The organism is Arthrobacter sp. NicSoilB11, from assembly GCF_019977375.1.
Lineage (GTDB): Bacteria > Actinomycetota > Actinomycetes > Actinomycetales > Micrococcaceae > Arthrobacter.
On the sequence record NZ_AP024657.1, the window covers coordinates 4,254,855 to 4,281,103 of the forward strand.

Sequence of the window (26,249 nt, forward strand, 5' to 3'; positions counted from 1 at the left end):
GGGCGCAGGTAATGATGGAGCGTGTCAGTTGGCGCGTCAGGCGGGGGTGCCGGCCATTTCGGCCTGCCGCTCCTCGACGAGGGTGGCAACGGCGGCGAACAGCGGGTGGCCAGGCGCCAGCCCGGTGATTTTTGCCGTGGCGTCGGCGGGGCTGGTGGAGCGAAGGATTTCTGCCAGCTCCGTGGCCTCTGTATCAGCGGGGTCGTTGAACCGGAGCGCTGATGCGATGGCACCAAGCAGGGCCTCCGGCACCACGCCACGTTCGGCCAGCTCGGCGGCGGGGCCGATGAAGCGCTCGTTCCGGCTCAGCTTCCGCAGCGGAGCACGGCCCACCCGGTTGACGGTGTCCGGAAGATAGGGATTGGAGAACCTGACCAGGATCTTCTGGACGTAGGCTTCCTGCTCATCGTTGCTGAACCCGTGCTTGGCCACCAGGAGCTGCTTGGTTTCCTCCAGCACCGCCCGGACATCCTCCGCCACGTCCTGGTCCGCCATGGCGTCGGAGATCTTCTCCAGGCCCGCCTCGAACCCGAAGTATGCCGCCGAGGCGTGGCCGGTATTCACGGTGAACAGCTTCCGCTCGATGTAGGGCGAGAGGTCGTCCACGAACGTGGCGCCGGGAATGGCCGGAGCGGAGTCACCGAACGCGGTGCGGTCGATGACCCATTCGTAAAAAGTCTCCACTGTTACGTCCAGCCCCTGCCCGGCCTCCTGGTTGGGCACGATCCGGTCCACGGCAGTATTGGCGAACACTGCCTTGCCGTCCAGCACTGCGGCGGTGGCCCCTGGCTGGGCGGCCACCTCCTTGGCCAGGATGTCCGTGGCGTTGATGGCGTTCTCACAGGCCATCACCTGCAGGGGCGCCCGGCCGGGCTCCCTTGCGGCGATGCCCTTGGCGATCACCGGCGCCACGAACTTCAGGATGTGCGGGCCCACTGCGGTGGTGACGATGTCCGCCGTGGCGATCTCGGAGACCAGTTCCGCTTCCTGGGCGTTGGAGTTCAGCGCCCGGAAGTTGTCCACGGTCCGCACGGCGGGATTCTCCCCCACTTCGTGCACGGCGTAGCTGTCCGCTTCCTTGAGCCGGTTGATCAGGTCTTCGGCCACGTCCGCGAACACCACTTCGTAGCCGGCGTCATGCAGGAGCAGCCCCACGAAGCCGCGGCCGATGTTGCCGGCCCCAAAATGTACTGCCTTCACTATGCGTTGACCTTTCCGAAAAGCTCCAGGACTTCATCCTCGGACGTGGCGGCCTCGAGCCGGGCAACCTGTTCCTTGTTGGTGAAGACCTTGGCGATGGACGACAGGATGTGCAGGTGCTCGTTGTTGATGCCGGCGACGCCCACCACGAACTTCACCTGCTTGCCGTTCCAGTCGATGCCTTCCGGGTACCGGATGACGGAAACCGCCGACTTGCGGATGTGGTCCTTGGCGGCGTTGGTGCCGTGCGGGATGGCCAGGAAGCTGCCCATGTAGGTGGATACGGACTCTTCCCGCTCATGCATGGCGGCGATGTAGCCCTCATCCACGGCGCCACGGGCCAGCAGCAGCCGGCCCGCCTCGTCGATGGCGGCGTCGCGGGTGGTGGCCGAACCGCGCATGACCACGCTCTCGCGGGCCAGGATGTCGGAGCTGCCGGCGGCAGGAGCTGCCGCTGCCGCACCTGCTGCGGCAGGCGCTGCGTCCACCGGCGCCTCGGCGGCGTGCGCACCGTGGGCGGTGCCGGCGTCGGACGTTCCGCCTTCCGTGTTGCTCTCGCGGACCAGCTCGACGATCTCGTCGTACCGCGGGCTGCTCATGAAGTTGTCCACCGAGTAGTGGACGGCACTGGACGTGGCCGGCTTGGCCCGCTCGGTCAGGTCCTGGTGCGTGATCACCACGTCGTAGGTGTCGCTGAGGCTGGCGATGGAGGCGTTGGTGACCTTGACGTCCGGGAACCCGGCCGCCTTGATCTTGTTCCGCAGCACCGAGGCGCCCATGGCGCTGGAGCCCATGCCGGCGTCGCAGGCGAACACGATGTTCCGGACGGGTCCGGCCAGCACGCCCACTCCGCCGCGGCCGCCGGACGCGGCACCTGCGGAAGCGCCTGCACCTGCACCGGTCAGGGTGGAGGAAACCGAGCTCTTCTTGCCCTTCATTGCCTCCATGCGGGCGGTGGCGTCGCCCAGGTCTGTTTCGTCACTGTGCTTGGTGGTCTTCATGATGACGGAGGCCACCAGGAAGGACGCCGTGGTGGCGAGCACCACCGACAGGATCACGCCCAGGTAGCTGTCACGGGACGTCTGGGCCAGCACCGCGAGGATGGAACCCGGGGCGGCGGGGGCAACGAGTCCTGCGCCGGTGATGGCCAGGGTGGCGATGCCGGTCATGCCGCCGGCGATGGCCGCCAGGATCAGCAGCGGGCGCATCAGCACGTACGGGAAGTAGATTTCGTGGATGCCGCCCAGGAAGTGGATGATCGCAGCACCGGGGGCCGACGCCTTGGCGGCACCGCGGCCGAAGAACATGTAGGCCAGCAGGATGCCGAGGCCAGGGCCCGGGTTGGCCTCGAGCAGGAACAGGATGGACTTGCCCTGGTCCAGCGACTGCTGGACGCCCAGCGGGGTGAGCACACCGTGGTTGATGGCGTTGTTCAGGAACAGCACCTTGGCAGGTTCGATGAAGATGCTGGTCAGCGGCAGCAGGCCGTTGTTGACCAGGAACTTCACCACATCTCCGGCGCCCGAACTGAACGCCGTCACCAGCGGTGAAATGCCGAAGAAGCCCAGCATGGCGAGCAATGCGCCCCAGATGCCGGCGGAGAAGTTGTTGACCAACATCTCGAAGCCGGGGCGGATCTTGCCGTCCCAGAGCATGTCGATCTTCTTCATGGTCCAGCCGCCCAGCGGGCCCATGATCATGGCGCCGATGAACATGGGGATGCCGGCACCGACGATCACGCCCATGGTGCCGATGGCTCCCACCACGCCGCCGCGGACGTCATAGACGTTCTTGCCGCCGGTGTAGCCGATCAGGAGCGGCAGGAGGTAGGTGATCATGGGGCCTACCAGGCCGATGTTGGGCTTGCCGCCGGTCTCGCCGAAACCACCCAGTTGCGGGACAGGCAACCAGCCCTTCTCAATGAAGAGGGCGGTGATGATGCCCCAGGCGATGAACGCCCCGATGTTGGGCATGATCATGCCGGACAGGAATGTCCCGAACTTTTGGACGTGCACGCGCGCGCTGGTGCGGGGTTTTGCAACTGTCTCTGTTGCCATGTGATTTCCTAACCTCATTCCTGCTGCTCCGCAGGAGTGGTCCGATGATTACGACGACGTACTGCTGGGTACTACGGGGGTCCGGGGCTAACCGGCAGGGCTGGTGGAGATCCGGTGAAGCCATTCGAGGAAGAGCTTGAGTTCCGAGCTGGAAAGCTGGTCAGAGTGCGAAGCCTGAAGTGCGGCGTTCAGGGCGATCGCTGCCACCACCACCGAGGACTTTCCGGTGCCGCCCGGGGCCGGGCCGCTGGCGGGCTCGGCGGACACCGCGAAGATCATGGCGTCCCGGGTCATGGTGGACAGTTCAAGGTTGCGTTCGGAAGCGGGCTCCGCAATCAGCATCAGCGTCACGCCCACGTTGGCGGCCAGGATGGACCTGGCTGCCTCCCGGGGCTGGACGTTCAGCTGGCCCGCCGCCGCTGCCTTGTTCAGCATCTCCTCCATGAGCGCCTCGGCGTCCGCCACGATGGCAGGCCGGCTCTCCGGGCGGATATTGCCGAACATCACCAGGTACAGCTCGGGCTGGTTCAGTCCGAACTGGACGTGGTTGTCCCACATTCTCCGGATGTCCTCGATGGGCTGTCCGGAGGGGGCGAAATCCCTTTCGCCCGCGACATATTCTTCAAACCCTGCGGCGACGACGGCGTCGAACAAACCTTCCTTGTCACCGAAGTGGTGGTACAGCGTAGGAGCCGAAACCCCGGCCAGCTGCGTGATCTGGCGCGTGGACACCGGAGCCCCCGCGGATTTCGCCAGCAGTTCCGCGGCAGCACGGAGCAGCCGCATTTTGGGGGGAAGCTGGCCATCCAAACTCATAACCGCTACCCTAGCACCTATAGCGTTGCTATATGAACTGAATCACATACAATTTTTTCAGGCACGTTTCCCGCCCTGGACGTAGCAGTCCTCCGGCGGACCCGGCACGGCGCCGGGGGAACTTGGCGGGCCTGTCTACCGGCAGAGAATGAGGACCTTCAGTGCAGAACTTCCCAGGAGTAGGCGTCAGTCCAGGCCGCGTCATCGGCACCATCCGGCAGATGCCCAAACCGATCAGTGAGCCTCCCGCCGGTGAACAGCTGGCCCCGGACACCACTGCAGAAGAAGCCACCGCAGCACTGAAGGCCGCCGCGCAGGCCGTGCACGACGAACTGAAGGACCGCGCCGCCCATGCCACCGGCGACGGCAAGGCCGTCCTGGAGGCCACCGCCCTGATGGCCAAGGACACCATGCTGATCAAGGGTGCGGCCAAGCTGGTGGCCCGCGGCACCTCTGCCGAACGCGCCATCTGGGAGTCCGGCTCCTCCGTCTCCGAAATGCTGCACAACCTGGGCGGCTACATGGCCGAACGTGCCACCGACGTCCTGGACGTGCGCGCCCGCATCGTGGCCGAGCTCCGCGGCGTGCCCGCGCCCGGCATTCCCGCGTCCAACACCCCGTTCGTCCTGGTGGCCGAGGACCTGGCCCCCGCGGACACCGCAACGCTTGACCCGAACAAGGTCCTGGCGCTGGTCACCGCCGGCGGCGGCCCCCAGTCCCACACCGCCATCATCGCCCGGTCCCTTGGCCTGCCCGCCGTGGTTGCCGCCGTGGGAGTGGACGAACTGCCGGACGGCACCGAGGTGTACGTGGACGGCGCGGCCGGCCTCATCACTTCCGACCCCGACGAATCCCTCCGGGCAACAGCGGAAGCATGGGCCGCCACGGCGTCGCTGCTGGCTGAATTCACCGGCACGGGCGCGACGGCGGACGGCCACGAGGTGCCGCTGCTCGCCAACGTGGGCGGCGGCAAGGACGCCGAAGCGGCCGCCAAGCTGGGCGCCCAGGGCGTGGGCCTGTTCCGCACCGAGTTCTGCTTTTTGGAGCGCGACACCGAACCCAGCGTCGAAGAGCAGGCTGCTGCCTACAAGAGCGTTTTTGATGCCTTCCCCGGCAAGAAGGTGGTCCTCCGGACGCTGGATGCCGGCGCGGATAAGCCGCTGCCGTTCCTGACGGATTCCACGGAGCCCAACCCGGCCCTTGGCGTCCGCGGCTACCGCACCGACTTCACCACCCCCGGCGTCCTGGACCGGCAGCTGGAAGCCATTGCCCTGGCTCAGAAGCAGTCAGAAGCCGACGTCTGGGTCATGGCCCCGATGATCTCCACTGCGGAAGAAGCGGCCCGGTTCGCCTCCATGTGCGCCGATGCGGGCATCAAGACCCCCGGCGTGATGGTGGAGGTCCCCTCGGCGGCCCTCACCGCCGAGGCCATCCTCCGCGAAGTCAGCTTTGCCAGCCTGGGCACCAACGACCTGACCCAGTACGCCATGGCCGCCGACCGCCAGCTCGGCCCGCTGGCCAACCTGAACACCCCGTGGCAGCCGGCCGTCCTGCGGCTGGTCGGACTGACGGTTGAAGGATCCCGGGCCGAGGGCCACAACAAACCGGTGGGTGTCTGCGGCGAGGCCGCCGCCGATCCCGCCCTCGCCGTCGTCCTCACCGGCCTGGGCGTCAGCACCCTGTCCATGACGGCGCGGTCCCTCGCCGCGGTGGCAGCAGTCCTGAAGACGGTAACCCTGTCCGAAGCCCAGGACCTGGCCAAGCTCGCCCTGTCCGCGCCGAGCGCCACCGAGGCGCGCGCGTGGGTCCGGGAAAAGCTGCCGGTGTTGGAGGAGCTGGGGCTCTGACGGGTCCGCGGCCACGCCGGCTGCGGCCGGGATAGGCTACGTCCATGGCATTGATAGCCCCCCGCGTCACGGCCGGCCTGCCCGCCGGCGAAGCCCGCGTCCTGACGCGCGCCCTCGAGGACAGCAATGACATCACTGTCTTCGTCGACGGAACGGTCCATCGGCTGCCCGGGCAGGCACGGGACGCCGTCGTGGACCTCCTTGCCCGGCTGGGCCGCGGCGAAACGGTGACCGTGAGCAGCGTGGCGGAAATGCTGACCACGTCGCAGGCGGCAGAGCTGGCGGGGATTTCGCACACCTACCTGCGCAACATGACGGACCGCGGTGAGATCCCGGTGGAGTACCGCGGCTCGCACCGGCGGATCCGGCAGGCTGACATCATGGCGTGGCTCGAAAGCCAGAAACTTGCCGAACACAAGCGCAGGCAGGACAAGAACGCCGGGGCAGACGCCGGCCCGGGGGAATAGTGCCCATGGCGAAGGCCGGCGGCGGGACAATCCCTCCGCTGCAGTCAGCCGACCTGGAAGCCCACGGGCTGAAAGGCCGGATCCTCTGGGCTGATGGAACACCTGCACCGGGGCTGGAACGCGCGGACGGTTCGCGAGAGCCCGCATACATCCTCATCCACGGCATCGGCGTTTCCCACCGCTACCTCCGCCGCCTGCACGGTGAGCTCGCCACCACTGCCCCCACCTATTCCCTGGACCTGCCGGGCTTTGCCGGCACCCCCAGGCCGGGGAGGCAGTTGTCCGTGGAGGACTACGGCGCCTTCATCGCGCAGGCTCTGACGGCCAGCGGCATTGGCCCGTACATCCTGGTGGGACATTCGATGGGCGTCCAGTTCGCCATCGAGGCGGCACTCTGCGCACCGGACCAGGCACTGCGGCTGGTGTTGATGGGTCCCGTGGTCGATTCGCGGCACCGCAGCGTGGGGCGGCAGGGCCTGGCACTGTTCCTGGACTCGCTCCTCCGGGAAAGCGCCTCCTCCAACTGGCTGGTGGTGTCGGACTACTTCCGCTGCGGTCCGCGATGGTACTTCACCGTGCTCCCCGTGATGATGGGCTACCCCACGGAGCTACGGCTGGCGGGCATCAATGTGCCGGTGCTGGTCCTGCGCGGGAAACAGGACCCGGTGGCGGGCGCGGATTGGTCGCGCCTCCTTGCCCAGGTGGTGCCGCAGGGACGCTTTGTTGAGATCGACCGGGCAGGACACGTGGCCCAGCACCTGCGGCCACGGCAGGTAGCGGCCGCCATCATGTCCTTCACCGGGGCCGGTGCCTAACGCCAGGTCTGGGTACTCAGATCCTTGGCCTCGCCGCCCAGCGCCGCATCTTCAACGCGGCGTGCAGCTCCAGGCGGGGCATCCCCTTCAGCGGGTCCACCCCCAGCAGCTGCCGGATCCGGCCCAGCCTGTTGTAGATGCTGCTGCGGTGCAGGTGGAGCTTGCCGGCCACATCCTGCACGGACCCATCGTTGTCATACAGGAGTTCAAGGACCGGGATGAGCTCGCCGTTGCGGTCGTGGTCCTCGAGCATCCGGAAGTACACCGAACCGGAATCCGCCCAGGCCCCCACCCCTCCCCCGGCCGAAGCGAGAAGCTGGTAGACGCCCGTTGCGCGGATGTCCACCAGTTCACCCAGCTGCGGGTCCACGGCTGCCGCCTGCGCTGCCACCCGCGACTGCCGGTATGCCTCGGAGAGCTGGCGGGTCTTGGAGAAGCCCTCGCTGATGCCCAGGATGATCCGGTGGACCGGGCGGCCGGACCGTTTGGCCAGCTCCAGCTGGTAGTGGACCAGGACCTGGGCGTGGTTGGCCCGGCCCGTCGAATCGCGGAACAGCACCACCGAGTGGGTTTCCGTACCGGCGCTGAAAAGGGCGGCGTCCACGCCCACGGTTGCCTGGAGCGCTGTGGAGCGGTGGATCAGGGTGGACGCGATGGGGTCCGGGCCGCTGGCCCAGCCGTCCGCATCGAGGACCGTGACCATCTGCCACGGACCGCGGCCCTGGACTTCCTTCCACCCGGCCACGGCGGCCACAGCGTTCGGTTCTCCCGCGCAGGCGGCCAGGAACTCCCGCTCCCGGCCCCGCCGGAATTCGGATTCGGCCGTATTCGAATCGAGCAGGAGGCCGGACAGCAGCTCAAGCTCATGGTTCACGCCCGGCAGCTGGGTGAGGATCGCCGTCGGGCTTTCCTCCGCGGAGTCCTGCTGCACCCAGAGGTAACCCACGCGGAAGCCCCGCACCATGAGCGGAACGCAGACCCTGCCCAGCATGCCCAGATCAGGGTTGGCCGGGACCACAACGGGCCGCACGGCGGTGGCGATGCCGTGCGAGAGCTGCCACGCGCTCACGTCCGCCGGGACCTTTTTGCTCAGCAGGAAGTTCACCCGCACCCGGTCGGCGTGGGACTGGTTGGAGCTGTAGGCCAGCAAAAGGCCGTCCAGGTCCTCGAGGGACAGGCCGCGCCCCAGCTTCTGCGCCACCTGTTCGACGAGCTGTTCCACACCCTGCTGCTGCATGGGGCAACATTACTGCGCTGGAAGCTCTACAGACGAACGGACACGAGGCGACACCTGACGCTTCAGCGCTCGACACCTGTCGAGCGCTGAAGCGTCAAAACCGCGGAATCACGGGGGTCCTTGGCATGGCTGCAAGCCCGCTCCGTGTCACGTGGCTCACAGCCGGATTTATCGTTGAAACACGAAATCCTTTCCGTTTTTTCGGCCCACCGGCCCCGCACACTGGAGCAGACGATGATCATCGGCGTCCCCAAAGAAATCAAGAACAACGAATTCCGCGTGGCCATCACCGCGGCCGGAGTCCACGAATTCCGCACCCACGGACACACCGTCCTGGTGGAGCGCGGTGCCGGCCTGGGCTCAGGCATTACCGATGAGGAATACTCGATCGCGGGCGCCGAGATCGTTAACGAGGCGGACGATGTCTGGGCCCGCGCCGACATGGTGATGAAGGTCAAGGAGCCCATCAAGTCCGAGTACCACCGCTTCCGCAAGGGCCTGATCCTCTTCACCTACCTGCACCTGGCTGCCGAGCCGGAACTCACCCGCGAACTCATCAACTCCGGCGTCACTGCCATCGCCTACGAAACGGTGCAGGAAGGCCGCTCGCTGCCGCTGCTGGCCCCGATGTCCGAGGTTGCCGGCCGCCTCTCCGTCCAGGTGGGTGCCACCTCGCTGATGGCTCCGGCCGGCGGCAAGGGCGTCCTGCTGGGCGGCGTTCCCGGCGTGCGCCCCGCCAAAGTGGTGGTCCTGGGCGCCGGTGTTGCCGGCACCAACGCCGCAGCCATGGCCCTGGGCCTGGGTGCCGACGTCACCATCCTGGACATCAACATCAACCGCCTGCGCGAACTGGACGCCCAGTACCAGGGACGGCTGAAGACGGTTGCCTCCAACAAGTACGAGATCGAAAAGTCAGTGGTGGACGCCGACCTGGTGATCGGTTCCGTCCTGATCCCGGGCGCCAAGGCCCCCAAGCTGGTCACCAACGACCTCGTGGCCCGGATGAAGCCCGGCTCGGTCCTGGTGGACATCGCGGTGGACCAGGGCGGCTGCTTCGAGGACACGCACCCCACCACACACCAGGAACCCACGTACAAGGTGCACAACACCATCTTCTACTGCGTGGCCAACATGCCCGGCGCCGTGCCCAACACCTCCACCTACGCGCTGACCAACGTCACCCTGCGCTACGCCGTGTCCCTGGCCAACCTGGGGGTCAGGGCCGCCTTCGACCGCGACCCCGCCCTCGCCGCCGGCCTGAACATCGCCGCCGGCCACGTGGCACACCACTCCGTGTCCGAAGCCCACAACCTGCCCCTCGTCAAGGACTGGCACGAACTGGTCTCCGCGTAAGCCCCTCCGTCGATTGCTCCCTACTCGCCCCTTTGAGCCCTCAAAACGGCGTCTACGGGGCCCTGTGGGGAGCAATCGACGGGCCTAGGCCAGTTCGCGCGCTTTTTCCATGATTTTCAGGGCCGCGACCGCGTCTTCCGGGTCTACCGGGAGGGGACGGGCTGACGCGGTGCCGCCGTCGAGGATCTTGTCCGCCAGGATCCGGTAGAACTCGGGGTACGCGCCGCGTTCGGTGGGGAGCCGGTCCAGGTGGCCGTCGCGGCCCAAGAGGCCGGCCCACTCCGGCGCCTCCTGGCCGTAGGCGGGATCCAGGGGGCTGCCGCCGGCCGCCATGTAGGGCTCCTGGGGGTCCACACCGTTCTTGGTGAAGCCGCCTATCGAGCCCAGCACCCGGAAGCGCGGACCCTGCTGCGCGCACAGCATGTTCATGGTCAGGTGGCTGGTCACCCCCGATTCGTGCCGCAGGACCAGGAAGACGTCATCATCCGCCCGCTCATCCGAGCGCCGCGCCTTCAGCTCGGCGTGGAGCACGGCGGCCGGGCCGAACAGCTGCAGCGCCTGGTCGATCAGGTGGCTGCCAAGATCAAACAGGATGCCTCCCCCGTCGACGGCTGTGGCCCGGGCCTTCCAGGGTTTGCTGATGGCCGGGGACCAGCGTTCGAAACGCGACTCGAACCTGGTGACGCTTCCCAGCGACTGCGCGGCCAGCAGCTTTCGCAGCGTGAGGAAGTCCCCGTCCCACCGCCGGTTGTGGAACACCGTGAGCACGCGGCCCAGCTGCCGCGCCAGGTCGATCAGTTCCTGCCCCTGCCCGCTGGTGACCGCAAATGGCTTGTCCACCACCACGTCCAGCCCCGCTTCCAACGCTGCCTTGGCCAGCGAATGATGCGTCGCGGGCGGCGTCGCCAGGACCACCAGGTCAAGGTCGGCTGCCCGCTTAAGGACGGCGGCCCCGTCCCGCATTACCTCCACCCCTGGAAGCCTGGATGAGGCAGCCGCCCTCCGCCCGGCATCGGACGTGGCCACGGCGTCCAGCGAGTAGCTGCTGTTGGCCGCGAGCAACGGCGCGTGGAACACGCTGCCGGCGAGCCCATAGCCGACGACGGCGGTACGGATGGTGCGCTGGTCGCCTTCAGTTCCGGTCATGGAACCAACGCTACCCCTGGCGTGGCGGCGTCGAACAAGACCCGTTAAACGCCGAAAGACGGCACCCCTGGTGACCAGGGGTGCCGTCTTTCGGCGTTGTGCGGCTACTGCCGCGGGAGGGACGTTACTTCTTTTCCCAGCCGATGGTGGTCCAGTCCGGAACCTGCGAGAGGCTCTTGAAGAGGGACGGGCCGTAGTTGGCCAGGCCGGTGCGGACGAAGGAGATCTGCGGGCCGTTGAAGACCACGCCCATGGAGTAGTACTTGGCCATGTGCTCCTTCTCCACATCCATGGCTGCCTTGTTGCGGGCGGCGTTGTCCTCGATCGAGGCGAGGTCGGCAATCTTCTTGTCCAGCTCGGCGTCGCCCAGCTTGTTCTCGTTGGTCTTGGAGTCGTAGTACTGCTTGACGGCATCAGTGGCGTCCGGACCAACCGTGTAGCCGGAGATGCTCAGGTCGAACTCACGGCTGCCCAGGACCTTGCCGAAGTCGGCGGAGGCGCGCTGGTCAATCCCGACATCCATGCCGCCGGCCTGCAGCTGCTTCTGGAGCGTCTGGGCCACTGCCAGGGTGGTGGGGTCGTCGCCAAAGTTGCTGATCTTGAAGGCGGCGGGCTTGCCGTCCTTCTCCATGATCCCGTTGGCGTTGGCCGTGTAGCCGGCGTCGGTGAGGACCTTCTTGGCGGCGTCCGCGCCGGTTTCCTTGACCGGGTAGTTGTCCTGGTAGTAGTCCGAGAACGGCAGGAGCATCATGGAACCGGAGCTGGGCTCCTCCCAGTTCAACCCGTTGAAGCGGACCTTGCGCAGGGCTTCACGGTCGACGGCGGCGAAGATGGCCTTGCGGACGTTGACGTCGGTGATGCGCTGGGCGTTCAGGTTCAGGCCGCCGGCAAACAGCCGCTGGCCGCGGCGGATGTCGGAGTCCTTGGTGCCGTCCAGCTGCTTGTAGAGGGAGATGGTGTTGGCCGACATCGCGTCAATCTCGCCGTTCTTGAACGCGGCGATCTGGGCGCTGGTTTCCAGCTGCCGGAAGGTCACGTTGGCAAGGACCGGCTTCTGGCCCCACCACTTGTCGTTCGGCACCATGGTGACGGTCTTGGCGGCGGTGTCGTACTGGTCCAGCTTGAAGGGACCTGCCATCCATTCGGGGTGCAGGTTGCCGTTGAAGCCCTCATTGAAGATTTCGGGGGTGTTGACGGCGGGGTGGATGAGTCCGAAGAACAGCGAATCCACCGGGAAGACCGGCTGGCTGGTCTTGACGATGACTTCCTTGTCGTTGCTGCCCGCTTCGACGGAGTCAACGAACTCGTAGGCGCCCGAGCTGACGATGTCGTAGCCGGCATCCGGGCTCTTGAGGATGTTCCAGGTGTTCTTGAAGGCCTTGACGTCGATCGGGGTGCCGTCGTTGTAGGTGGCCTTGGGGTTCACCTTGATGGTGATGGTCTGCTTGCCGTCCTTGACCACGCTGTCCACTGACTCGCAGAAATCCGTGTTCGGCGTGACCTTGCCCTTGAAGTCCACCTTCCAGCAGCCGCCCATGCCGCCGCCGTTCATGGCGACCGGGTTCATGGGAACCTGCAGCGCTGAGTTGTCCGCACTGTTGCCGTTGTTGGAGAACCCGTTGAAGTCCGGCCCGATGTTGCCCAACGGAAGGGTGACCTTGCCGCCCTGCTGCAGGTCGGCAGCCGGCTTCTCGTTGATGCTGATCAGCTTGGCCAGGTCGCTTCCCGATGCCTGTGCCTTGGCCGTTTCGGGGCCGCTGGCACCGCCACCGCCGCAGGCCGTCAGCGCCAGGGCCGCAGCAACAGCTGCAGCTCCGCCGATCCTGTTCAGTTTCCTCATGGTTTTCCCTTCATTGGTGCGAGTGGTGGTGCTTGTGGGTCGAGAAGTCCTAGGGCGCATGGTGGTCCGCCGGTTCGTGGACCACCAGCATGTCCTCATCCAGTTCCCCATCCGGAAAGAAGCAGGCGAACTGCTGGTCCGCGGCGGATGCCGCAGCTTCCAGGGGCGGTTCCAGGGTGAGGCACTTTTCCTGCTTGGCCGGCGGCAACGCCGCGAAGACAGGACAACGGGTGGCGAAGTTGCAGCCTTTGGGTGCCTGCAGCGGCGAGGGCAGGTCACCCTGCAGGATGATGCGTTCGCGGGTGCGTTCCAGCTGGGGGTCCGGAACGGGAATGGCGGAGAGGAGCGCGCGGGTGTAAGGGTGCCGGGGGTTGTCGAACACCCGGTCCACGGCACCGATCTCCACGATTTTGCCCAAGTACATCACCGCCACCCGGTTGGAGATGTGGCGCACCACGGAGAGGTCGTGCGCCACCAGCAGGTAGCTCAGGCCCAGTTCGGCGCGCAGGTGGTCCAGGAGGTTGATCACGCCGGCCTGGACCGATACGTCCAGGGCGGAGACGGGTTCGTCCAAAACCACCAGCTTGGGGTTCACGGCCAACGCCCGGGCGATCCCGATCCGCTGGCGCTGGCCGCCGGAGAACTGGTTGGGGAAGCGGTTGACGTGGTCCGGCTGCAGGCCCACGAGCTTCATCAGCTCCATGATCCGCTTCCTGGTGGCCGCCCGGTCCATGCCCGCGTTCTGCAGGGGTTCGGCAAGGACCTCGTACACCGTGAACCGGGGATCCAGGGCGCCGGTGGGATCCTGGAACACCATCTGGAGCTCGCGGCGCATCCTGGCTTTGGTCTTTGCGTCGGCAGCCTGCTTGTTGCTGAGCCCGCCGATCACCACCTCGCCGTCCTGGTCCGGATGGAACTCCATGATCTCCAGGAGCGTGGTGGTCTTTCCCGATCCGGACTCGCCCACGATGGAGAAGCATTCACCTTCGCGGATATCAAAGGTCACGCCGTCCACGGCCTTGACCGTGCCGATCCTGCGCTTGATCAAGGCGCCCCTGGTCAGCGGGAAATGCTTCCGCACGTCCTTGAGCCTCAGCACGGTGTCCCGCTGGGCACGGGGGATGGCGTCGAAGCGGGACACAGGCACCGGCGGGGCGGCGAACACGTCGTGGACATCCACAGTTCCGCCCAGCGATCCGGACTTGATGCAGGCGGCACGGTGCAGTGCGCCGCCCTCGACGGGTGCGAGGGCGGGCTCGCCGTCAAGGCAGGCCTCCGAGGCAAGGGGGCAGCGGGGTGCGAACGAGCATCCGGTGGGGGCGTGGAGCAGGTTGGGCGGCATTCCCTCGATGGGGACGAGCGAGGATTTCTCCGCCACGTCCACCCGGGGCACGGCGCCCAGCAGGCCCATGGTGTAGGGCATCCGCGGGTTGTAGTAGATGTCGTCCACGGCACCGGTTTCCACCGGCTTGCCCGCGTACATGACCATGATGTCGTCTGCCATCCCGGCCACCACGCCGAGGTCGTGCGTGATCATCACGACGGCGGCACCGGTCTCCTCCTGTGCCGCGTGGAGCACCTCGAGGACCTGGGCCTGGATGGTGACGTCCAGGGCCGTCGTCGGCTCGTCCGCGATCAGGACGCGCGGGTTGTTGGCGATGGCGATGGCGATCATGACGCGCTGGCGCATGCCGCCGGAGAACTCGTGCGGGAAGGCTTTCAGCCGTTCACGGGGGCTGGGGATCCCCACCATGGCGAGAAGCTCGACGGCGCGGGCTTCCTTGGCCTTCCTGCTCATGGAGGGGTGGTGGATGGCCAGCGCTTCGATGATTTGGGTGCCCACCGTGAAGACGGGAGTAAGGGAGGAGAGGGGGTCCTGGAACACCATGGCAAGGTCGTTCCCGCGGAATTGGCACATGGCCTTGTCGCTCAGCCCCAGCAGTTCCCTGCCGTTGAGCCGGACGGAGCCGGAGACCTGGGCCGCGGGCGGGAGGAGTCCCATGATGGCCAGCGAGGTGACCGATTTGCCGGAGCCTGATTCACCAACGATCCCCAGGGTCTTGCCGGGCATCAGGTCGAAGTCGACGCCCCTGACGGCGTGGACCACGCCGTTCTCTGAACTGAAGCGGACATTCAGGTCGCGGACGGACAGCACTGCGTCGGCAGGGGCGTGCAGTCCTGCCACGTGCAGGCGCTCCACGTCCGACCGGGCGGGTTCCATGGCTCCGGTGGTGGTTTCGCTGCTCATGCCGTCTTCTTTTCCGCGGGGATGGTCCGGGCTTTGGCCTTCCTGGCCTTGCCGGTGGAACTGGAGCTGGGGTCGAAGGCGTCCCGCAGGCCGTCGTTCATCATGGCCAGCGAGCCGGTCAGGAGGAACATGACGGTCAGCGGTACCCAGAACATCCAGGGGAAGGTCTGCACCTGGGAGGTGGCACCGCCGATCAGGACGCCGAGGCTCACGTCCGGGACCTTGATCCCGATGCCGATGAAGGAAAAGGCCACCTCGGCGAGGATGGCCGCCGTGACCCCGCGGGTGATGTCCAGGATCAGCAGCGAGCCGATGTTCGGAACCAGGTGGCGCCAGACGATCCGCCGCGGCGGCACGCCCATGTACTGGGCGGCCTTGACGAAGTCACGCTGCATGAGGGACATGGACATGGAACGGATCAGGCGGGCCGTCCCCATCCAGCTGAATACCAGCAGCACGATGATGAGCAGCAGCCATGAGGGAAGGTCCCGCTTGAGGCCCGCAGCGCCGCCGCTGGTGGCGACGGCCACCACCAGGAGTGCCGGCATCATGATCAGGGCCTCCAGGATGAACAGCATCACCTTGTCCACCTTGCCGCCGAAGTAGGCCATGCTGCAGCCGTAGACGGCGGCGATCAGGACCGACACGAGGCCTACCACCAGGCCAATCAGGATGGAGATCCTGGTGCCCTCGACGGTCATGGCGTAGAGATCGATTCCGGCCTGGGACGTACCGAGGAAGTGGTCGGCCGATGGCGGCATTCCGATGTTGAAGGGGTCGATGGTTTCCTTGTCCCACGGGGTGAAGAATCCCCCGATGAACGAGAAAACCGTCAGGGCCAGGAAGATGGCCAGGCCCGCCACTGCGGTCCTGTTCCGCAGGAAGCGGCGGAAGATAATGGTGTTTTTGCCGATGACGACGTCGGCGCTCTCCAGGTGCGCGTCCTTCGCCACGGCTGCCGGGTCAACGGCGTTCAGGTTGGTCATGGCTACTGCACCCGCACTCTCGGGTCGACAAGCGTGGTGGCGAAGTCCGCCAGGATGGCGCCCAGGGCGAAGATCACGGAGCCGTAGGCCAGGGTGGCCGTGGCGGCGTTGACGTCCTGCAGCGAGATGGCGTCAATGCTCCAGGAGCCAACACCCGGCCAGGCAAAGATCTTTTCGGCGAAGAAGCCGCCGGCGAAGATGGCCGGGATGGTGAACGCGATGCTCTGGGCCACCGGAATGAAGGAGACGCGGAGGGCGTGCCGGGCGATTGCCTGGTTCCGGCTGAGCCCCTTGGCCCGGGCGGTGCGGACAAAGTCGGCGTTCACGTTGTCCAGCAGGTACTGCCGCTGCGCAATCTGGTAGGCGCCCCAGCCCACGAGTGTGATGGCCACCGTAGGCACCACGTAATGCGCGGCCAGGTCCATGGCCTGGGGCCAGCCGGCCGCTACGCCCGGTGTGGAGATGCCGGTGACGAAGAAGATCCGGTCCCCCACGGACTCATTGATGTTGATGGCTCCCAGCTGAACCAGGAAGTACGCGATGGGCGCGGGCACGATGTATGCGAGGTAGCTGTAGGACGTGATGACGCGGTCCTGGAACTTGTACTGCCGTGCGGCCGAATAGACGCCGAGCGCGACGCCGATAACCAGGGTAAGGATGATGGACGCCAGGAAGAGCCGGGTGGAGATCCAGACGCGGTCCCCAAACTCGGCGTTGATGTAGGCGCCGTTGGGGCTCCGGCCCCAGTCCCAGCGGGTGACGATCCCGGTGAGCCAGTCAACGTAGCGCTCCCACGGGCTGAGGTCCGGGTCCAAGCCCTTCAGCCGCATGGAGTTGGCCACCTGCTCCGGGGTGGGCCGGGGGATGCGTTCCTGCTCGAGCAGCGCCGGCTTGAGCGAGCTGACAGCCAGGAAGTATCCGGCGGATGTGGTGAGGAAGATCATCACCACATACGTGAGGCCGCGTTTGGCGAGGTACTTGAGCATGGGGCTATTTCTTTGGCCGCGCCGCCGGATGCTGGACGGAGGAACACTCCAATGTCCGATGTCGTGCCGTGCCGCTGGCCAAGTCAACCATCACTGCTGGATCCTTCCGTCGTCCCCGGACAAGCACGGGTTGTGCCGCCTCACCGGGTTCTGCACCAGCGGGTAGCTGGCCTCCCGCAGCCCCATGGGCAGGTCCTGGTGGACTATGTCGCGGGTCACATTCCAGAGGAAACTATCACAAGCATTCACCGGAAAAGCGCCGCAATCCCCCGAAATCAGGCGGGCCGTATCAGATCGTTATGAATAGTTCTGTGAAGTTGGTTTGACTGGACGCAAGGGCGTTCCACCGCGTAATCTACGCGCCGCCCGCCACGCGTGTGACAAGATCGCGCCAGGAAGTTGCCAGCCGTTCACTGGTGACCCCATGTTCGCGGACAAGGTGCAGGAGCCGCTCGGGGTCCAGGCTGGCATTAAGGGATCCGGCCATCAGCCACGGTTCGGGGGACTCGAAGCCGCCTTCGCGCAGGAGCATCTCCACGTGCCGGTTCCAGAGGGCGGCGGCCGGGACGTCAAACCTGCTGCGGGAGGCGTGTCCGGCAGCGAGGACCAGGTCGCCGCATTCCAGTACGTAAGCGATCCGCTCGGTGCCAAAGGCGATGAGCCGGTCCAGCGGCGCAGCCCCTGGGCCCAGGGGCGGCGGGCCGAACAGGACGCGGGCCTGGAAGGCGGCCTCCGAATCGTTCAGCAATGTCAGCATCAGTCCGGCGCGGCTGCCGAAGCGGCGGAAGACCGTGCCCTTGCCCACCCCGGCGTGCCCGGCCAGGCGGTCCATGGTGAGCGCCGCCGCTCCGCCCTGCGCAATCAGCTCCCGGGCAGCCAGCAGGAGACGTTCCCGATTCCGGGCAGCGTCGCTGCGTTCCGCGGCCGTTACCGGGGTCATTCCCGGCCGCACTGGGATGGAACTCACACAGACAGTGTAGCCACCGGGAATATAAGCGGACTGCGGTCCGTTTAGTACGGTGAAGGCTCCATGAGCCTCTGTTCACCCGAACGCGGTCCCCGCCGCGACCCTAGCCAGGAGATTCCATGACCAAGAGCACAGTCCTTACCCTTGTCGGCAGCCTCCGCGCCGAGTCCACCAACCAGAAGCTGGCGGAAGCCATCCAGCTCAACGCGCCCGAGCAGGTGGACGTGGTGATCCACGAGAGCCTGGGCAACATCCCCTTTTACAACGAGGACCTGGACGTGGAAGGCCAGGTCCCGGCTGCCGCCGCGGCACTGCGCGCCGCCGCCGAAGAGGCCGACACCCTCCTGCTGGTCACCCCCGAACACAACGGCACCGTTCCCGCCGCCCTGAAAAACGCCATTGACTGGCTGTCCCGCCCCTTCGGTGCCGGCGCCCTGGCGGGCAAGCCGACCGCCGTCGTCGGTACAGCATTTGGCCAGTACGGCGGCGTGTGGGCCCAGGATGAGGCACGCAAGGCCGCCGGCATCGCCGGCGCGCAGATCCTCGACGACGTCAAGCTGGCCGTCCCGGGCTCCATGGTCCGCTTCGCCGAGGTCCACCCGAAGGACGACGCCGAAATCGTGGAGCAGATCAAGGGCATCTTCGACACCCTGGCCGCCGCAGCACCGGCAGCCTAACCTCCCGCGCCACTTGGCAGCTTAGGGAGCCCGGCAGCGCCCGGCATGCAGCTTTGCATGCCGGGCGCTGCCGGCTTAAGGGGCACTTCCCAGCCGTGACCAACTCTTGTCCCAACCGGTACCTTCCGGACATCTGCGCGGGCCAGGGCCGCCGTAGCGTTAATCCACTGGACCTACCGGATGGGATTGCGTGCCGCATGGCAAAGAGACGGAGTTGGGGCGGCGGTGGCAGCGGCAGCCTGGCAGCGGCAGCAGGGTGCCTTGCGCTGCTGGTCAGCGCTTGCAGCGCCCCTCTCCCCCAACCGGAAGGGCCATCCGTGCCTGCCACCGGCGGAAATGCCGGAACCAGCGCAGCGCCGCTGGCCCTCCTTCCGGCGACGATGGAAAGCAGCCCTCCGGGGGCGGAGCAAGGAAGACCGGCCGGAAGGCCGCAAAGTACGCCCCAGGCAGCGGCACCCGCAGGTCCCCGGGCCAGCGCCGCCGCCACGGCCCCGCCGGTAACGGCCTACTTCGTGATGGTGGACGACGGCGGGAGGCACGGTATCCGCTTTGGCTGCAATGACAGCCTGGTCGCCTCCGCCCCACTGGCCGGCGCCGGGGATGGCCGGCTGAAGGCTGCAATCGCTGCGCTCCTTGACGGCGGACAGCAGGCGGATGGACTGTACAACGCGCTGGGCGGCTCCAGGCTGAAGTTCCTGTCCGGCAGCTTTGACGGCACCACGGTCACGGTCTACCTGGCGGGCGCGCTGAAGCCCGGCGGAACCTGCGACCTTCCGCGCATAGACGCCCAGCTCACCCAGACCGCCCTTGAGGCAGTGGGTGCAGTCCGGGCTGATATCTACATCAACGGAAAGACCCTGGCGGACTCCCTGAAACTGAAGTAGCCGGCCGCCGGTAAATCAGTAATAAACATATGTTGCTTTTAGAGCAACAACTGGCTGTATCCTGACTCTGTGACCCACGAGACACTTGACACCGCGGCAGGCACGCTGCCGGCGGAAGCCATTGATGCAATCGAGCGGGCGGCAACGTCGGCACACCGGCACGAGGAACTGTTCTCCGAGCGCGCGGCGAACATCCGGCAGTCGGCGGTGAGGGATGTCTTCGACATCTCCATGCGGCCCGGCTTGGTGTCGCTGGCGGGGGGAAGCCCGTACCTGCAGTCGCTCCCCCTGGACCGGCTCGCAGCCACGGCGGCGAAAATCATCGCGGAGGACGGCCTTACCGCCCTCCAGTACGGGGCCGGGCAGGGCACAGCGGAACTCCGGGCACAGATCTGCGATGTCATGGCTGCAGAAGGAATCCTGGATGCCCGTCCGCAGAACGTGGTGATCACCGCAGGTTCCCAGTCCGCCCAGGACGTTGCCACCAAGCTGTTCTGCAATCCGGGCGACGTGGTGCTGGTGGAGGACCCCACCTACGTGGGCGCACTGAACACGTTCGAGGCATACCAGGTCCAGGTGGAAACCGTGGAGATGGACCAGTACGGCCTGGTTCCGGAACTGCTGGAGGCGCGGATCGCCGCCCTGCAGCTGGCGGGCAGGAGCATCAAGTTCCTCTACACCATCCCCAACTTCAACAATCCATCCGGCATCACCCTGGCCAGGGAACGCCGGCAGCAGGTGGTCGATATATGCCGCAGGGCGAATATCCTTGTCCTCGAGGACAACCCTTATGGCCTGCTCCGCTTCGAGGGGGAGCCCTTGGCTCCCTTACGGGCCGCAAACCCAGACGACGTCATCTATTTGGGATCATTCTCCAAGATCTTCGCGCCCGGCCTGCGCATTGGCTGGGCCCTCGTGCCGGAGCACCTGCAGCGCCGCTACTACCTGGCCGCCGAAGCCGTGACGCTCTGCCCGCCCGCCCTGAACCAGATGCTGGTCTCGGCCTACCTGCGCGACTACGACTGGAAGGGACAGATCGAGACCTACCGCCGGCTGTACGCCGAGCGCTGCCGCGCCATGCTGGCCGCCCTCAGGGAATACATGCCCGCGGGAACCACCTGGACCAACCCGCAGGGCGGCTTCTTCGTCTGGGTGACGCTGCCGGAGGGTGTTGATACCTACCCATTGCTGCACAAGGCGATCGATGCCGGCGTCGTGTTTATCCCCGGCGCCGCCTTCACGCCGTCGGACGAACCGTCCAACAAGCTCAGGCTCGCCTTCAGCGCCGTACCACCCGATGCCATCGCCGAGGGAGTGCGCCGGTTGGCGCCGGTGCTGCAGGAAGCCATCGCCGCGCTGTAGCGTAAGCCACACGAGTGCCGAAACCTAGCAAAGGAGCATGCATATGGCTGGAATCATCGTTGTAGGGGTTGACGGCAGCGAGACGGCGAAGAAGGCGGCGCAGTCAGCCAGGGACCTGGCTGCGGCCCTGGGCGCTTCCCTGCACGTCGTGTCCGCCTTCGACAGCGACCGGACCGAGGTGTTCGGCAGCGGCAGCGACCGCTGGATCGTCTCCGACGCGGACGCCGCGGAGCAGGTGGCCCGGACGGTGGCGGAATCGCTGGGCCGCGACATCACGGTGACGTATTCGGCAGCGCGCGGGCGCCCGGCCGACGCCCTCATCAAGGAAGCCATCCGCATGGACGCCAGGATCATCGTGGTGGGCAACCGGCGCATGCACGGCATCGGGCGCGTCCTTGGCAGCGTGGCCAACAGCGTTGCCCACAACGCACCCTGCGACGTGTACATCGCCAACACCTACGACGCCGACTGAACCGTCAGGACCGGCCGCCGGCGTAACGCCGGACACTCCCCGTGGTGGTGCATGTCGCTGCGGGGGGTGTCCGTTCTCACCGGCTGAAACCGGTTTCGCTGCGTTCTCCAACGATAAAATTGGAAAAGGCCCCAAAGGCGTGGACATTGACAAATCCACCCCCATCGAAGGGCTCCCCCTTGATCACCTTGCAGCGCCGGCAGCTCGTTGGCCACGACATCCTCCTGGCCCGCCACGGAAACCACATCTCCTCCATGCGCGTGGACCGGAGCAACGGCAGGGTAGTTGCGCTGCTTGACGACGGCAGCCTGGACAGCGCCCCCAACCTGATCGCGCCGGGACTCGAGCTTCCCCAGACCGTGCGGAGCGTCCTGCGCGAGGACTGGAAGCTGCTGGGCGCCTGGGCCGGGATGGCGGCCCTGATGGGCGGCCTGATGACCGCAGCCGCTGTGGTTCTGGGAACCACAGCTGATCCTGCCCTGCTTGAGGCCCTCACGGCCTACTCCGCGTACTAGGCGTTCAGCCCACCAGCCAGCCCTGGAGCAGCCACCAGATCCCGGCCATCACCACTCCGCCAAAGAGCGAACCTGCCACCACCTGCCCCGGGGTATGCGCCCGCAGGACAACGCGTGACCAGCCCACCGCCGGAACCAGGAGCAGCAGCGGGGCCCAGGCCGCGCCAAGCATCAGCACCAATACGACGGCGGCACAGGACACTGCAGCGGCATGGCCGCTCATTTTCCAGAACGGGCTGACGACTGCCAGCACGGCCACGCCGCCCACCACCGCCAGGACCATGGCGGTCACGCTCTGCGGGGCGTTCACGGTGTCCAGCACCAGCAGCCCCACGGCAATGCAGGCCAGCGCCATCAGCAGCACCGGGGCGCGCTGCCTGCGGTCGCTCACATGATGGTCCGTCACCTTCCCCAGCCTGACCAGCACCAGCAGCACCACAAGCGGAAGCACGCACACAAAGAGGGCCGCCAGCGCCCCGTAACCCATGGTCCCGGGGAATCCTGCCTCCGTCAGGGGGCTGATCAACAGCTGGATGCTCACCACCACCGGCGGCTGGAAGACCTCAGTCAGCCACCTGGCGGTGTGGTTCCTGGCCCGGATTGAGCCGCTGCTTACCGTCACGTCCTGGTCCGGGCCCTAGTCCAGCAGGAGCGCGGGCTCTTCCAGGATGGCTGCGACGTCGGCCATGAAGCGTGCGGACAGGTCACCATCCACCACGCGGTGGTCGAAGGATCCTCCCAAGGTGGTGATCCAGCGGGGAATCACCTCACCGTCCAGGACCCAGGGCTTTTGCTTGATGGTTCCGAAAGCAACGATGGCCACCTCGCCCGGGTTGATGATGGGCGTGCCGGTGTCGATGCCCAGGGCACCGATGTTGGTGACGGTGAGCGTGCCGCCCTGCATCTCGGCCGGCTGGGTCTTCCCGGCCCTGGCGGTGGTGGCCAGGTTGTTCAGCGCCAGCGCCAGCTCCTTCAGGGACAGGTCCTGGGCATTCTTGATGTTCGGGACCATCAGGCCGCGCGGGGTTGCGGCGGCAATCCCCAGGTTCATGAAGTGCTTGACATGGATTTCAGCGGTGTCGGAGTCTTCGTTGTCCACCCACGACGCGTTCACGCTGGGGTTCCGGGCCGCGGCCCAGATGACGGCTTTGGCCAGGATGAGCAGCGGCGAGACCTTGATGCCCTCGAAGTCCCGGGAGGCCTTGAGCCGCTTGACGAATTCCATGGTGCGGCTGGCATCCACGTCCACGAAGATGCTGACGTGCGGCGCTGCGAAGGCGGATTCCACCATCGCCTTTGCGGTGGCCTTGCGGACGCCCTTGACCGGAATCCGCTCCACGCGCTGGTCCTGCGGCTTTCCGGCCTTGCCCCAGAAGCCGTCCGCCTTGTCCAGCTCGGCATCGCGCTGAGACTGGTAGCTGACCAGGTCCTCGCGCGTTACTTCACCCCGTGAACCGGTGGCAACAACATCTGCCAGGTCGATGCCCAGGTCACGGGCAATTTTCCGGACGGGCGGCTTGGCCAGGACCCGGTTGACCAGGCCCGTGATGGTGCCGCCAAGGGTAGGACGGTTGTCGACGGCGGCGGGTTCGGTGGCGGACACTGCAGCCGGCGTGCCCGGCTGGACAGGTTCAACCTGCGGGGCATTGACCGTTACGGCAGCGGCCGGCGCCGTTTTCCGCGGGCGCCGCTTGACCGCGTCGGCCTTGGGGCCGGACCCCACCAGCGGGCCGGCGGCCGGGGCACTTCCGCCAGCGCCGCCGTCGGCCGTTGTGTCCACTGCCGCATCCTGCGGGAGCTTGCCGTAGAGCGGCTGCACTGGTGCTTCCGGTGCACGGACGTCAGCGGGTGTGGGATCGCCGGACACGTGGTCGCTGACGCTGATGATGGCCGTGCCGACGTCCACGGTCACCCCTTCCCCCACCAGCAGTTCGGTGACCGTCCCGGCGAACGGGGACGGCAGTTCCACGATGGACTTGGCGGTTTCGATCTCGCAGAGGACGTCATTGATGGCGACGGCGTCGCCCGGCTTGACCTTCCAGGAGACGATTTCCGCTTCGGTGAGGCCCTCGCCGACATCGGGCAGGTTGAACTTGTTCAGGGTCATGGTGTCCTCAGTAGGAGAGGGCGCGGTCCAGCGCCTCCAGGATGCGGTCGATGTCCGGAAGGTAGTCTTCCTCCACCTTGGCAACGGGATAGGGCATGTGGAATCCGCCAACGCGGATCACCGGAGCCTCGAGCGAATGGAAGGCACGTTCACTGATGCGGGCGGCGATTTCGCCGCCGATTCCACCGAAGGTGGGCGCCTCGTGCGCCACGATCAGCCGTCCGGTCTTCTGGACGGAGGCGGTGACGGTATCGAAATCGATGGGCGAGATGGACCGGAGGTCGATGACCTCAACGCTCCTGCCGTCCTCCGCCGCGGCGTTGGCGGCCGCAAGCGCCACGGGAACCAGGGGGCCGTAGGCAACAATGGTGGCATCAGTACCCTCACGCAGCACGTGGGCCTTGAAGGGGTCCTCCGAGGGGCCCGGAGCGTCAACGTCGACGTCGCCCTTGAGCCAGTAGCGCCGCTTGGGTTCGAAGATGATCACCGGGTCCTGGCATTCCACGGCCTGCTGGATCATCCAGTAGGCGTCGTGCGGGTTGGAAGGGGTGATGATGCGCAGGCCTGCCGTGTGCGCGAACAGCGCCTCGGGGGACTCGGAGTGGTGCTCCACGGAGCCGATGCCGCCGCCGTACGGGATGCGGATGACGACGGGAACCGTAAGGTTGCCGTGGCTGCGGGCGTGCATCTTGGCCAGCTGGGTGGTGATCTGGTTGAAGCCGGGGAAGACGAAGCCGTCGAACTGGATCTCGCAGACGGGGCTGTAGCCGCGCAGGGCCAGGCCGATGGCGGTGCCGATGATGCCGGATTCGGCCAGCGGGGTGTCCACCACGCGGTCCGGGCCGAACTCGCCGATCAGCCCGTCGGTCACCCGGTACACACCACCCAGGGGACCAATGTCCTCGCCCATCAGCAGCGACTTGGGGTTTGCCGCCAGGGTGGCCCGGAGGCCCTCGTTGATGGCCTTGGCAATGGTCATGGTGGTCATCAGTGGCCTGCCTTTGCTTCCTGCGCGGCGGCTTCTTCCTCGCCGGCGAATCCTGCGCTGTACTCCTCGAACCATGCCAGTTCCTCGGCCACCAGCGGATGCGCCTGGGCATAGACGTTGGCGAAGGCCTGCCGGATGTCCGGGTTTTCAAGATCATGGGCGGTGCGCCGGACATACGCGGCCAGCTCGTCGCCGTCGGCCTTGACCTTGGCGAAGAAGTCGTCGTCCGCCAGGCCTTCGGCACGCAGGTACTTCTCGAGCCGTGTCAGCGGATCCTTGGCCCGCCAGGCGTCTTCTTCCGTCGACGGGCGGTACTTCGTGGGGTCGTCGGCGGTGGTGTGCGCGCCCACCCGGTAGGTGAAGGCCTCGATCAGGACGGGTCCGTTGCCCTGGCGGGCATGCTCCAGGGCCCATTCGGTGACTGCATGCACGGCGATCACGTCGTTGCCGTCCACCCGGATCCCCGGGAAACCATAGCCCTTGGCGCGGTTGGACAGCGGAACCCGGGTCTGGACGTTGGTGGGTACGGAGATGGCCCAGTGGTTGTTCTGGCAGAAGAACACCACCGGCGCCTTGTAGGAGGAGGCGAACACCATGGACTCGTGCACGTCACCTTCCGAGCTGGCGCCGTCACCGAAGTAGGCGATGACGGCGGCGTTCGGCTGCTCGTTGGCCGCATCCGTGGCGGCGGCGAGCTTCTGGTCGCGCTGGATCCCCATCGCGTAGCCCACGGCGTGGAGGGTCTGGGCAGCCAGGACCAGGGTGTACAGGTGGAAGTTGGTGTCCTTGGGGTTCCAGCCGCCGTTGGAAACTCCGCGGAACTGGCGCAGGAGTTCGGCCAGGTCCACGTTGCGGGTCAGCGCGACGCCGTGCTCCCGGTACGTGGGGAAAATGTAGTCCTGCGGCTGGCTGGCACGGCCCGAGCCAATCTGCGCTGCCTCCTGGCCGGTCAACGGTACCCACAGTGCCAGTTGGCCCTGGCGCTGGAGGGCGGTGGCTTCAATATCGAACCGGCGGATAGCGGCCATGTCCCCATACAGCCCACGCAGGTCCTCCGGGGTCAGTTTGTCCGCGTAGCCGCTGAAGACCGGATCGCTGCCGAGCTTCCCGTCGGGGCCGAGCAGCTGCACCATCTGGGCCGCGGGCTCGCCCATGACGGCTTCAGCATCGGCTTCCCGCTGATCGTCTACCGCTGTTCCGTCGAACTCGGTGGAAGGCAGATGAGTGCCCATACCGTCTCCTTGCTTGCCGCATCCGGATGCAATGCAAATGTCGCTGG

23 protein-coding genes and 1 pseudogene are annotated in these 26,249 nt (G+C 66.6%); 9 read left to right on the forward strand and 15 right to left on the reverse strand.

What is annotated here, in order from left to right; genetic code table 11:
- Window positions 1-36 precede the first annotated feature (36 nt).
- The 3 genes from LDO14_RS19790 to LDO14_RS19800 form a co-directional block, all read right to left on the reverse strand.
- Window positions 37-1,200, reverse strand: a complete 1,164-nt coding sequence (locus LDO14_RS19790; RefSeq protein ID WP_018769735.1) for a mannitol-1-phosphate 5-dehydrogenase — start codon at window positions 1,198-1,200, stop codon at window positions 37-39.
- Window positions 1,200-3,257 carry a PTS mannitol transporter subunit IICBA gene (locus LDO14_RS19795; protein ID WP_223993087.1) on the reverse strand — a complete coding sequence of 686 codons (2,058 nt, stop codon included), beginning with the start codon at window positions 3,255-3,257 and terminating at the stop codon, window positions 1,200-1,202. Before LDO14_RS19795 ends, LDO14_RS19790 begins: the two co-directional genes overlap by 1 nt.
- 87 nt (window positions 3,258-3,344) lie before the next feature.
- Window positions 3,345-4,073: a TetR/AcrR family transcriptional regulator gene (locus LDO14_RS19800; RefSeq protein WP_026265838.1), complete on the reverse strand. Its 729-nt coding sequence runs from the start codon at window positions 4,071-4,073 to the stop codon at window positions 3,345-3,347.
- A 161-nt stretch (window positions 4,074-4,234) separates the two neighbouring features.
- On the opposite strand from LDO14_RS19800, the gene ptsP reads away from it, so the two are divergent.
- Genes ptsP through LDO14_RS19815 form a run of 3 tightly spaced genes read left to right on the forward strand, consistent with a single transcriptional unit; the run spans window position 4,235 to window position 7,202 of the window.
- Window positions 4,235-5,920 carry a phosphoenolpyruvate--protein phosphotransferase gene (ptsP, locus tag LDO14_RS19805; protein WP_018769738.1) on the forward strand — a complete coding sequence of 562 codons (1,686 nt, stop codon included), beginning with the start codon at window positions 4,235-4,237 and terminating at the stop codon, window positions 5,918-5,920.
- 44 nt (window positions 5,921-5,964) lie between these two features.
- Window positions 5,965-6,387, forward strand: coding sequence for a helix-turn-helix domain-containing protein (locus LDO14_RS19810; RefSeq protein ID WP_223993089.1), 423 nt, complete (start codon window positions 5,965-5,967; stop codon window positions 6,385-6,387).
- A gap of 5 nt (window positions 6,388-6,392) precedes the next feature.
- Window positions 6,393-7,202, forward strand: coding sequence for an alpha/beta hydrolase (locus LDO14_RS19815; RefSeq protein WP_223993091.1), 810 nt, complete (start codon window positions 6,393-6,395; stop codon window positions 7,200-7,202).
- A 16-nt stretch (window positions 7,203-7,218) separates the two neighbouring features.
- Here LDO14_RS19815 and LDO14_RS19820 read toward each other — a convergent pair.
- Window positions 7,219-8,515 (reverse strand): annotated as a pseudogene (locus LDO14_RS19820) (helix-turn-helix domain-containing protein).
- A 158-nt stretch (window positions 8,516-8,673) separates the two neighbouring features.
- Here LDO14_RS19820 and ald point away from each other — a divergent pair.
- Complete coding sequence (gene ald / locus LDO14_RS19825) at window positions 8,674-9,792, forward strand: alanine dehydrogenase (RefSeq protein ID WP_026265840.1); 1,119 nt, start codon at window positions 8,674-8,676, stop codon at window positions 9,790-9,792.
- An 84-nt stretch (window positions 9,793-9,876) separates the two neighbouring features.
- On the opposite strand, the gene LDO14_RS19830 is transcribed toward ald, so the two are convergent.
- From LDO14_RS19830 to LDO14_RS19855, 7 genes are all read right to left on the reverse strand, one after another.
- A complete protein-coding gene (locus tag LDO14_RS19830) occupies window positions 9,877-10,938 on the reverse strand; it encodes a Gfo/Idh/MocA family oxidoreductase (protein WP_223993100.1) in 1,062 nt (353 codons plus the stop codon).
- Window positions 10,939-11,062: 124 nt separating this feature from the next.
- Entirely contained in the window at window positions 11,063-12,778 is a 1,716-nt protein-coding gene (locus LDO14_RS19835; protein WP_018769744.1) for an ABC transporter family substrate-binding protein, read from the reverse strand.
- 49 nt (window positions 12,779-12,827) lie between these two features.
- Entirely contained in the window at window positions 12,828-15,026 is a 2,199-nt protein-coding gene (locus LDO14_RS19840) for an ABC transporter ATP-binding protein (protein ID WP_134164894.1), read from the reverse strand.
- Window positions 15,023-16,012: an ABC transporter permease gene (locus LDO14_RS19845; protein ID WP_223993102.1), complete on the reverse strand. Its 990-nt coding sequence runs from the start codon at window positions 16,010-16,012 to the stop codon at window positions 15,023-15,025. The genes LDO14_RS19840 and LDO14_RS19845 overlap by 4 nt, the downstream gene beginning before the upstream one ends.
- A 2-nt stretch (window positions 16,013-16,014) precedes the next feature.
- Window positions 16,015-16,998 (reverse strand): ABC transporter permease, encoded by a 984-nt coding sequence (locus tag LDO14_RS19850; RefSeq protein WP_018769747.1) that lies wholly within the window; start codon window positions 16,996-16,998, stop codon window positions 16,015-16,017.
- Window positions 16,999-17,088: 90 nt separating this feature from the next.
- Window positions 17,089-17,217, reverse strand: a complete 129-nt coding sequence (locus LDO14_RS21615) for a hypothetical protein (protein WP_018769748.1) — start codon at window positions 17,215-17,217, stop codon at window positions 17,089-17,091.
- A gap of 136 nt (window positions 17,218-17,353) precedes the next feature.
- A complete protein-coding gene (locus LDO14_RS19855) occupies window positions 17,354-17,965 on the reverse strand; it encodes a TetR/AcrR family transcriptional regulator (RefSeq protein ID WP_026265841.1) in 612 nt (203 codons plus the stop codon).
- A 119-nt stretch (window positions 17,966-18,084) separates the two neighbouring features.
- On the opposite strand from LDO14_RS19855, the gene LDO14_RS19860 reads away from it, so the two are divergent.
- From LDO14_RS19860 to LDO14_RS19880, 5 genes are all read left to right on the forward strand, one after another.
- Entirely contained in the window at window positions 18,085-18,642 is a 558-nt protein-coding gene (locus LDO14_RS19860) for an NADPH-dependent FMN reductase (protein ID WP_018769750.1), read from the forward strand.
- 317 nt (window positions 18,643-18,959) lie between these two features.
- Entirely contained in the window at window positions 18,960-19,526 is a 567-nt protein-coding gene (locus tag LDO14_RS19865) for a GerMN domain-containing protein (RefSeq protein WP_223993104.1), read from the forward strand.
- A 69-nt stretch (window positions 19,527-19,595) separates the two neighbouring features.
- Window positions 19,596-20,888, forward strand: a complete 1,293-nt coding sequence (locus LDO14_RS19870; RefSeq protein ID WP_056392471.1) for a PLP-dependent aminotransferase family protein — start codon at window positions 19,596-19,598, stop codon at window positions 20,886-20,888.
- Between the two features lie 43 nt (window positions 20,889-20,931).
- Window positions 20,932-21,360 (forward strand): universal stress protein, encoded by a 429-nt coding sequence (locus LDO14_RS19875; RefSeq protein WP_018769753.1) that lies wholly within the window; start codon window positions 20,932-20,934, stop codon window positions 21,358-21,360.
- 179 nt (window positions 21,361-21,539) lie between these two features.
- A complete protein-coding gene (locus tag LDO14_RS19880; RefSeq protein ID WP_018769754.1) occupies window positions 21,540-21,875 on the forward strand; it encodes a hypothetical protein in 336 nt (111 codons plus the stop codon).
- Between the two features lie 4 nt (window positions 21,876-21,879).
- Here LDO14_RS19880 and LDO14_RS19885 read toward each other — a convergent pair whose 3' ends face one another.
- Genes LDO14_RS19885 through pdhA form a run of 4 tightly spaced genes read right to left on the reverse strand, consistent with a single transcriptional unit; the run spans window position 21,880 to window position 26,202 of the window.
- A complete protein-coding gene (locus LDO14_RS19885) occupies window positions 21,880-22,497 on the reverse strand; it encodes a phosphatase PAP2 family protein (protein WP_026265843.1) in 618 nt (205 codons plus the stop codon).
- A 15-nt stretch (window positions 22,498-22,512) separates the two neighbouring features.
- Window positions 22,513-23,982: a dihydrolipoamide acetyltransferase family protein gene (locus LDO14_RS19890; protein WP_018769757.1), complete on the reverse strand. Its 1,470-nt coding sequence runs from the start codon at window positions 23,980-23,982 to the stop codon at window positions 22,513-22,515.
- A 7-nt stretch (window positions 23,983-23,989) separates the two neighbouring features.
- Entirely contained in the window at window positions 23,990-24,970 is a 981-nt protein-coding gene (locus LDO14_RS19895; protein ID WP_018769758.1) for an alpha-ketoacid dehydrogenase subunit beta, read from the reverse strand.
- Complete coding sequence (gene pdhA, locus LDO14_RS19900; protein WP_018769759.1) at window positions 24,970-26,202, reverse strand: pyruvate dehydrogenase (acetyl-transferring) E1 component subunit alpha; 1,233 nt, start codon at window positions 26,200-26,202, stop codon at window positions 24,970-24,972. The genes LDO14_RS19895 and pdhA overlap by 1 nt, the downstream gene beginning before the upstream one ends.
- Window positions 26,203-26,249 lie beyond the last annotated feature (47 nt).

Coding starts and splice junctions, on each gene's coding strand:
- LDO14_RS19795 (WP_223993087.1), bottom strand. CDS start 3,257: ATGGCAACAGAGACAGTTGCAAAACCCCGCACCAGCGCGCGCGTGCAC.
- LDO14_RS19800 (WP_026265838.1), bottom strand. CDS start 4,073: ATGAGTTTGGATGGCCAGCTTCCCCCCAAAATGCGGCTGCTCCGTGCT.
- LDO14_RS19810 (WP_223993089.1), top strand. CDS start 5,965: ATGGCATTGATAGCCCCCCGCGTCACGGCCGGCCTGCCCGCCGGCGAA.
- LDO14_RS19815 (WP_223993091.1), top strand. CDS start 6,393: ATGGCGAAGGCCGGCGGCGGGACAATCCCTCCGCTGCAGTCAGCCGAC.
- ald (WP_026265840.1), top strand. CDS start 8,674: ATGATCATCGGCGTCCCCAAAGAAATCAAGAACAACGAATTCCGCGTG.
- LDO14_RS19830 (WP_223993100.1), bottom strand. CDS start 10,938: ATGACCGGAACTGAAGGCGACCAGCGCACCATCCGTACCGCCGTCGTC.
- LDO14_RS19835 (WP_018769744.1), bottom strand. CDS start 12,778: ATGAGGAAACTGAACAGGATCGGCGGAGCTGCAGCTGTTGCTGCGGCC.
- LDO14_RS19840 (WP_134164894.1), bottom strand. CDS start 15,026: ATGAGCAGCGAAACCACCACCGGAGCCATGGAACCCGCCCGGTCGGAC.
- LDO14_RS19845 (WP_223993102.1), bottom strand. CDS start 16,012: ATGACCAACCTGAACGCCGTTGACCCGGCAGCCGTGGCGAAGGACGCG.
- LDO14_RS19850 (WP_018769747.1), bottom strand. CDS start 16,998: ATGCTCAAGTACCTCGCCAAACGCGGCCTCACGTATGTGGTGATGATC.
- LDO14_RS19860 (WP_018769750.1), top strand. CDS start 18,085: ATGACCAAGAGCACAGTCCTTACCCTTGTCGGCAGCCTCCGCGCCGAG.
- LDO14_RS19875 (WP_018769753.1), top strand. CDS start 20,932: ATGGCTGGAATCATCGTTGTAGGGGTTGACGGCAGCGAGACGGCGAAG.
- LDO14_RS19890 (WP_018769757.1), bottom strand. CDS start 23,982: ATGACCCTGAACAAGTTCAACCTGCCCGATGTCGGCGAGGGCCTCACC.
- LDO14_RS19895 (WP_018769758.1), bottom strand. CDS start 24,970: ATGACCACCATGACCATTGCCAAGGCCATCAACGAGGGCCTCCGGGCC.
- pdhA (WP_018769759.1), bottom strand. CDS start 26,202: ATGGGCACTCATCTGCCTTCCACCGAGTTCGACGGAACAGCGGTAGAC.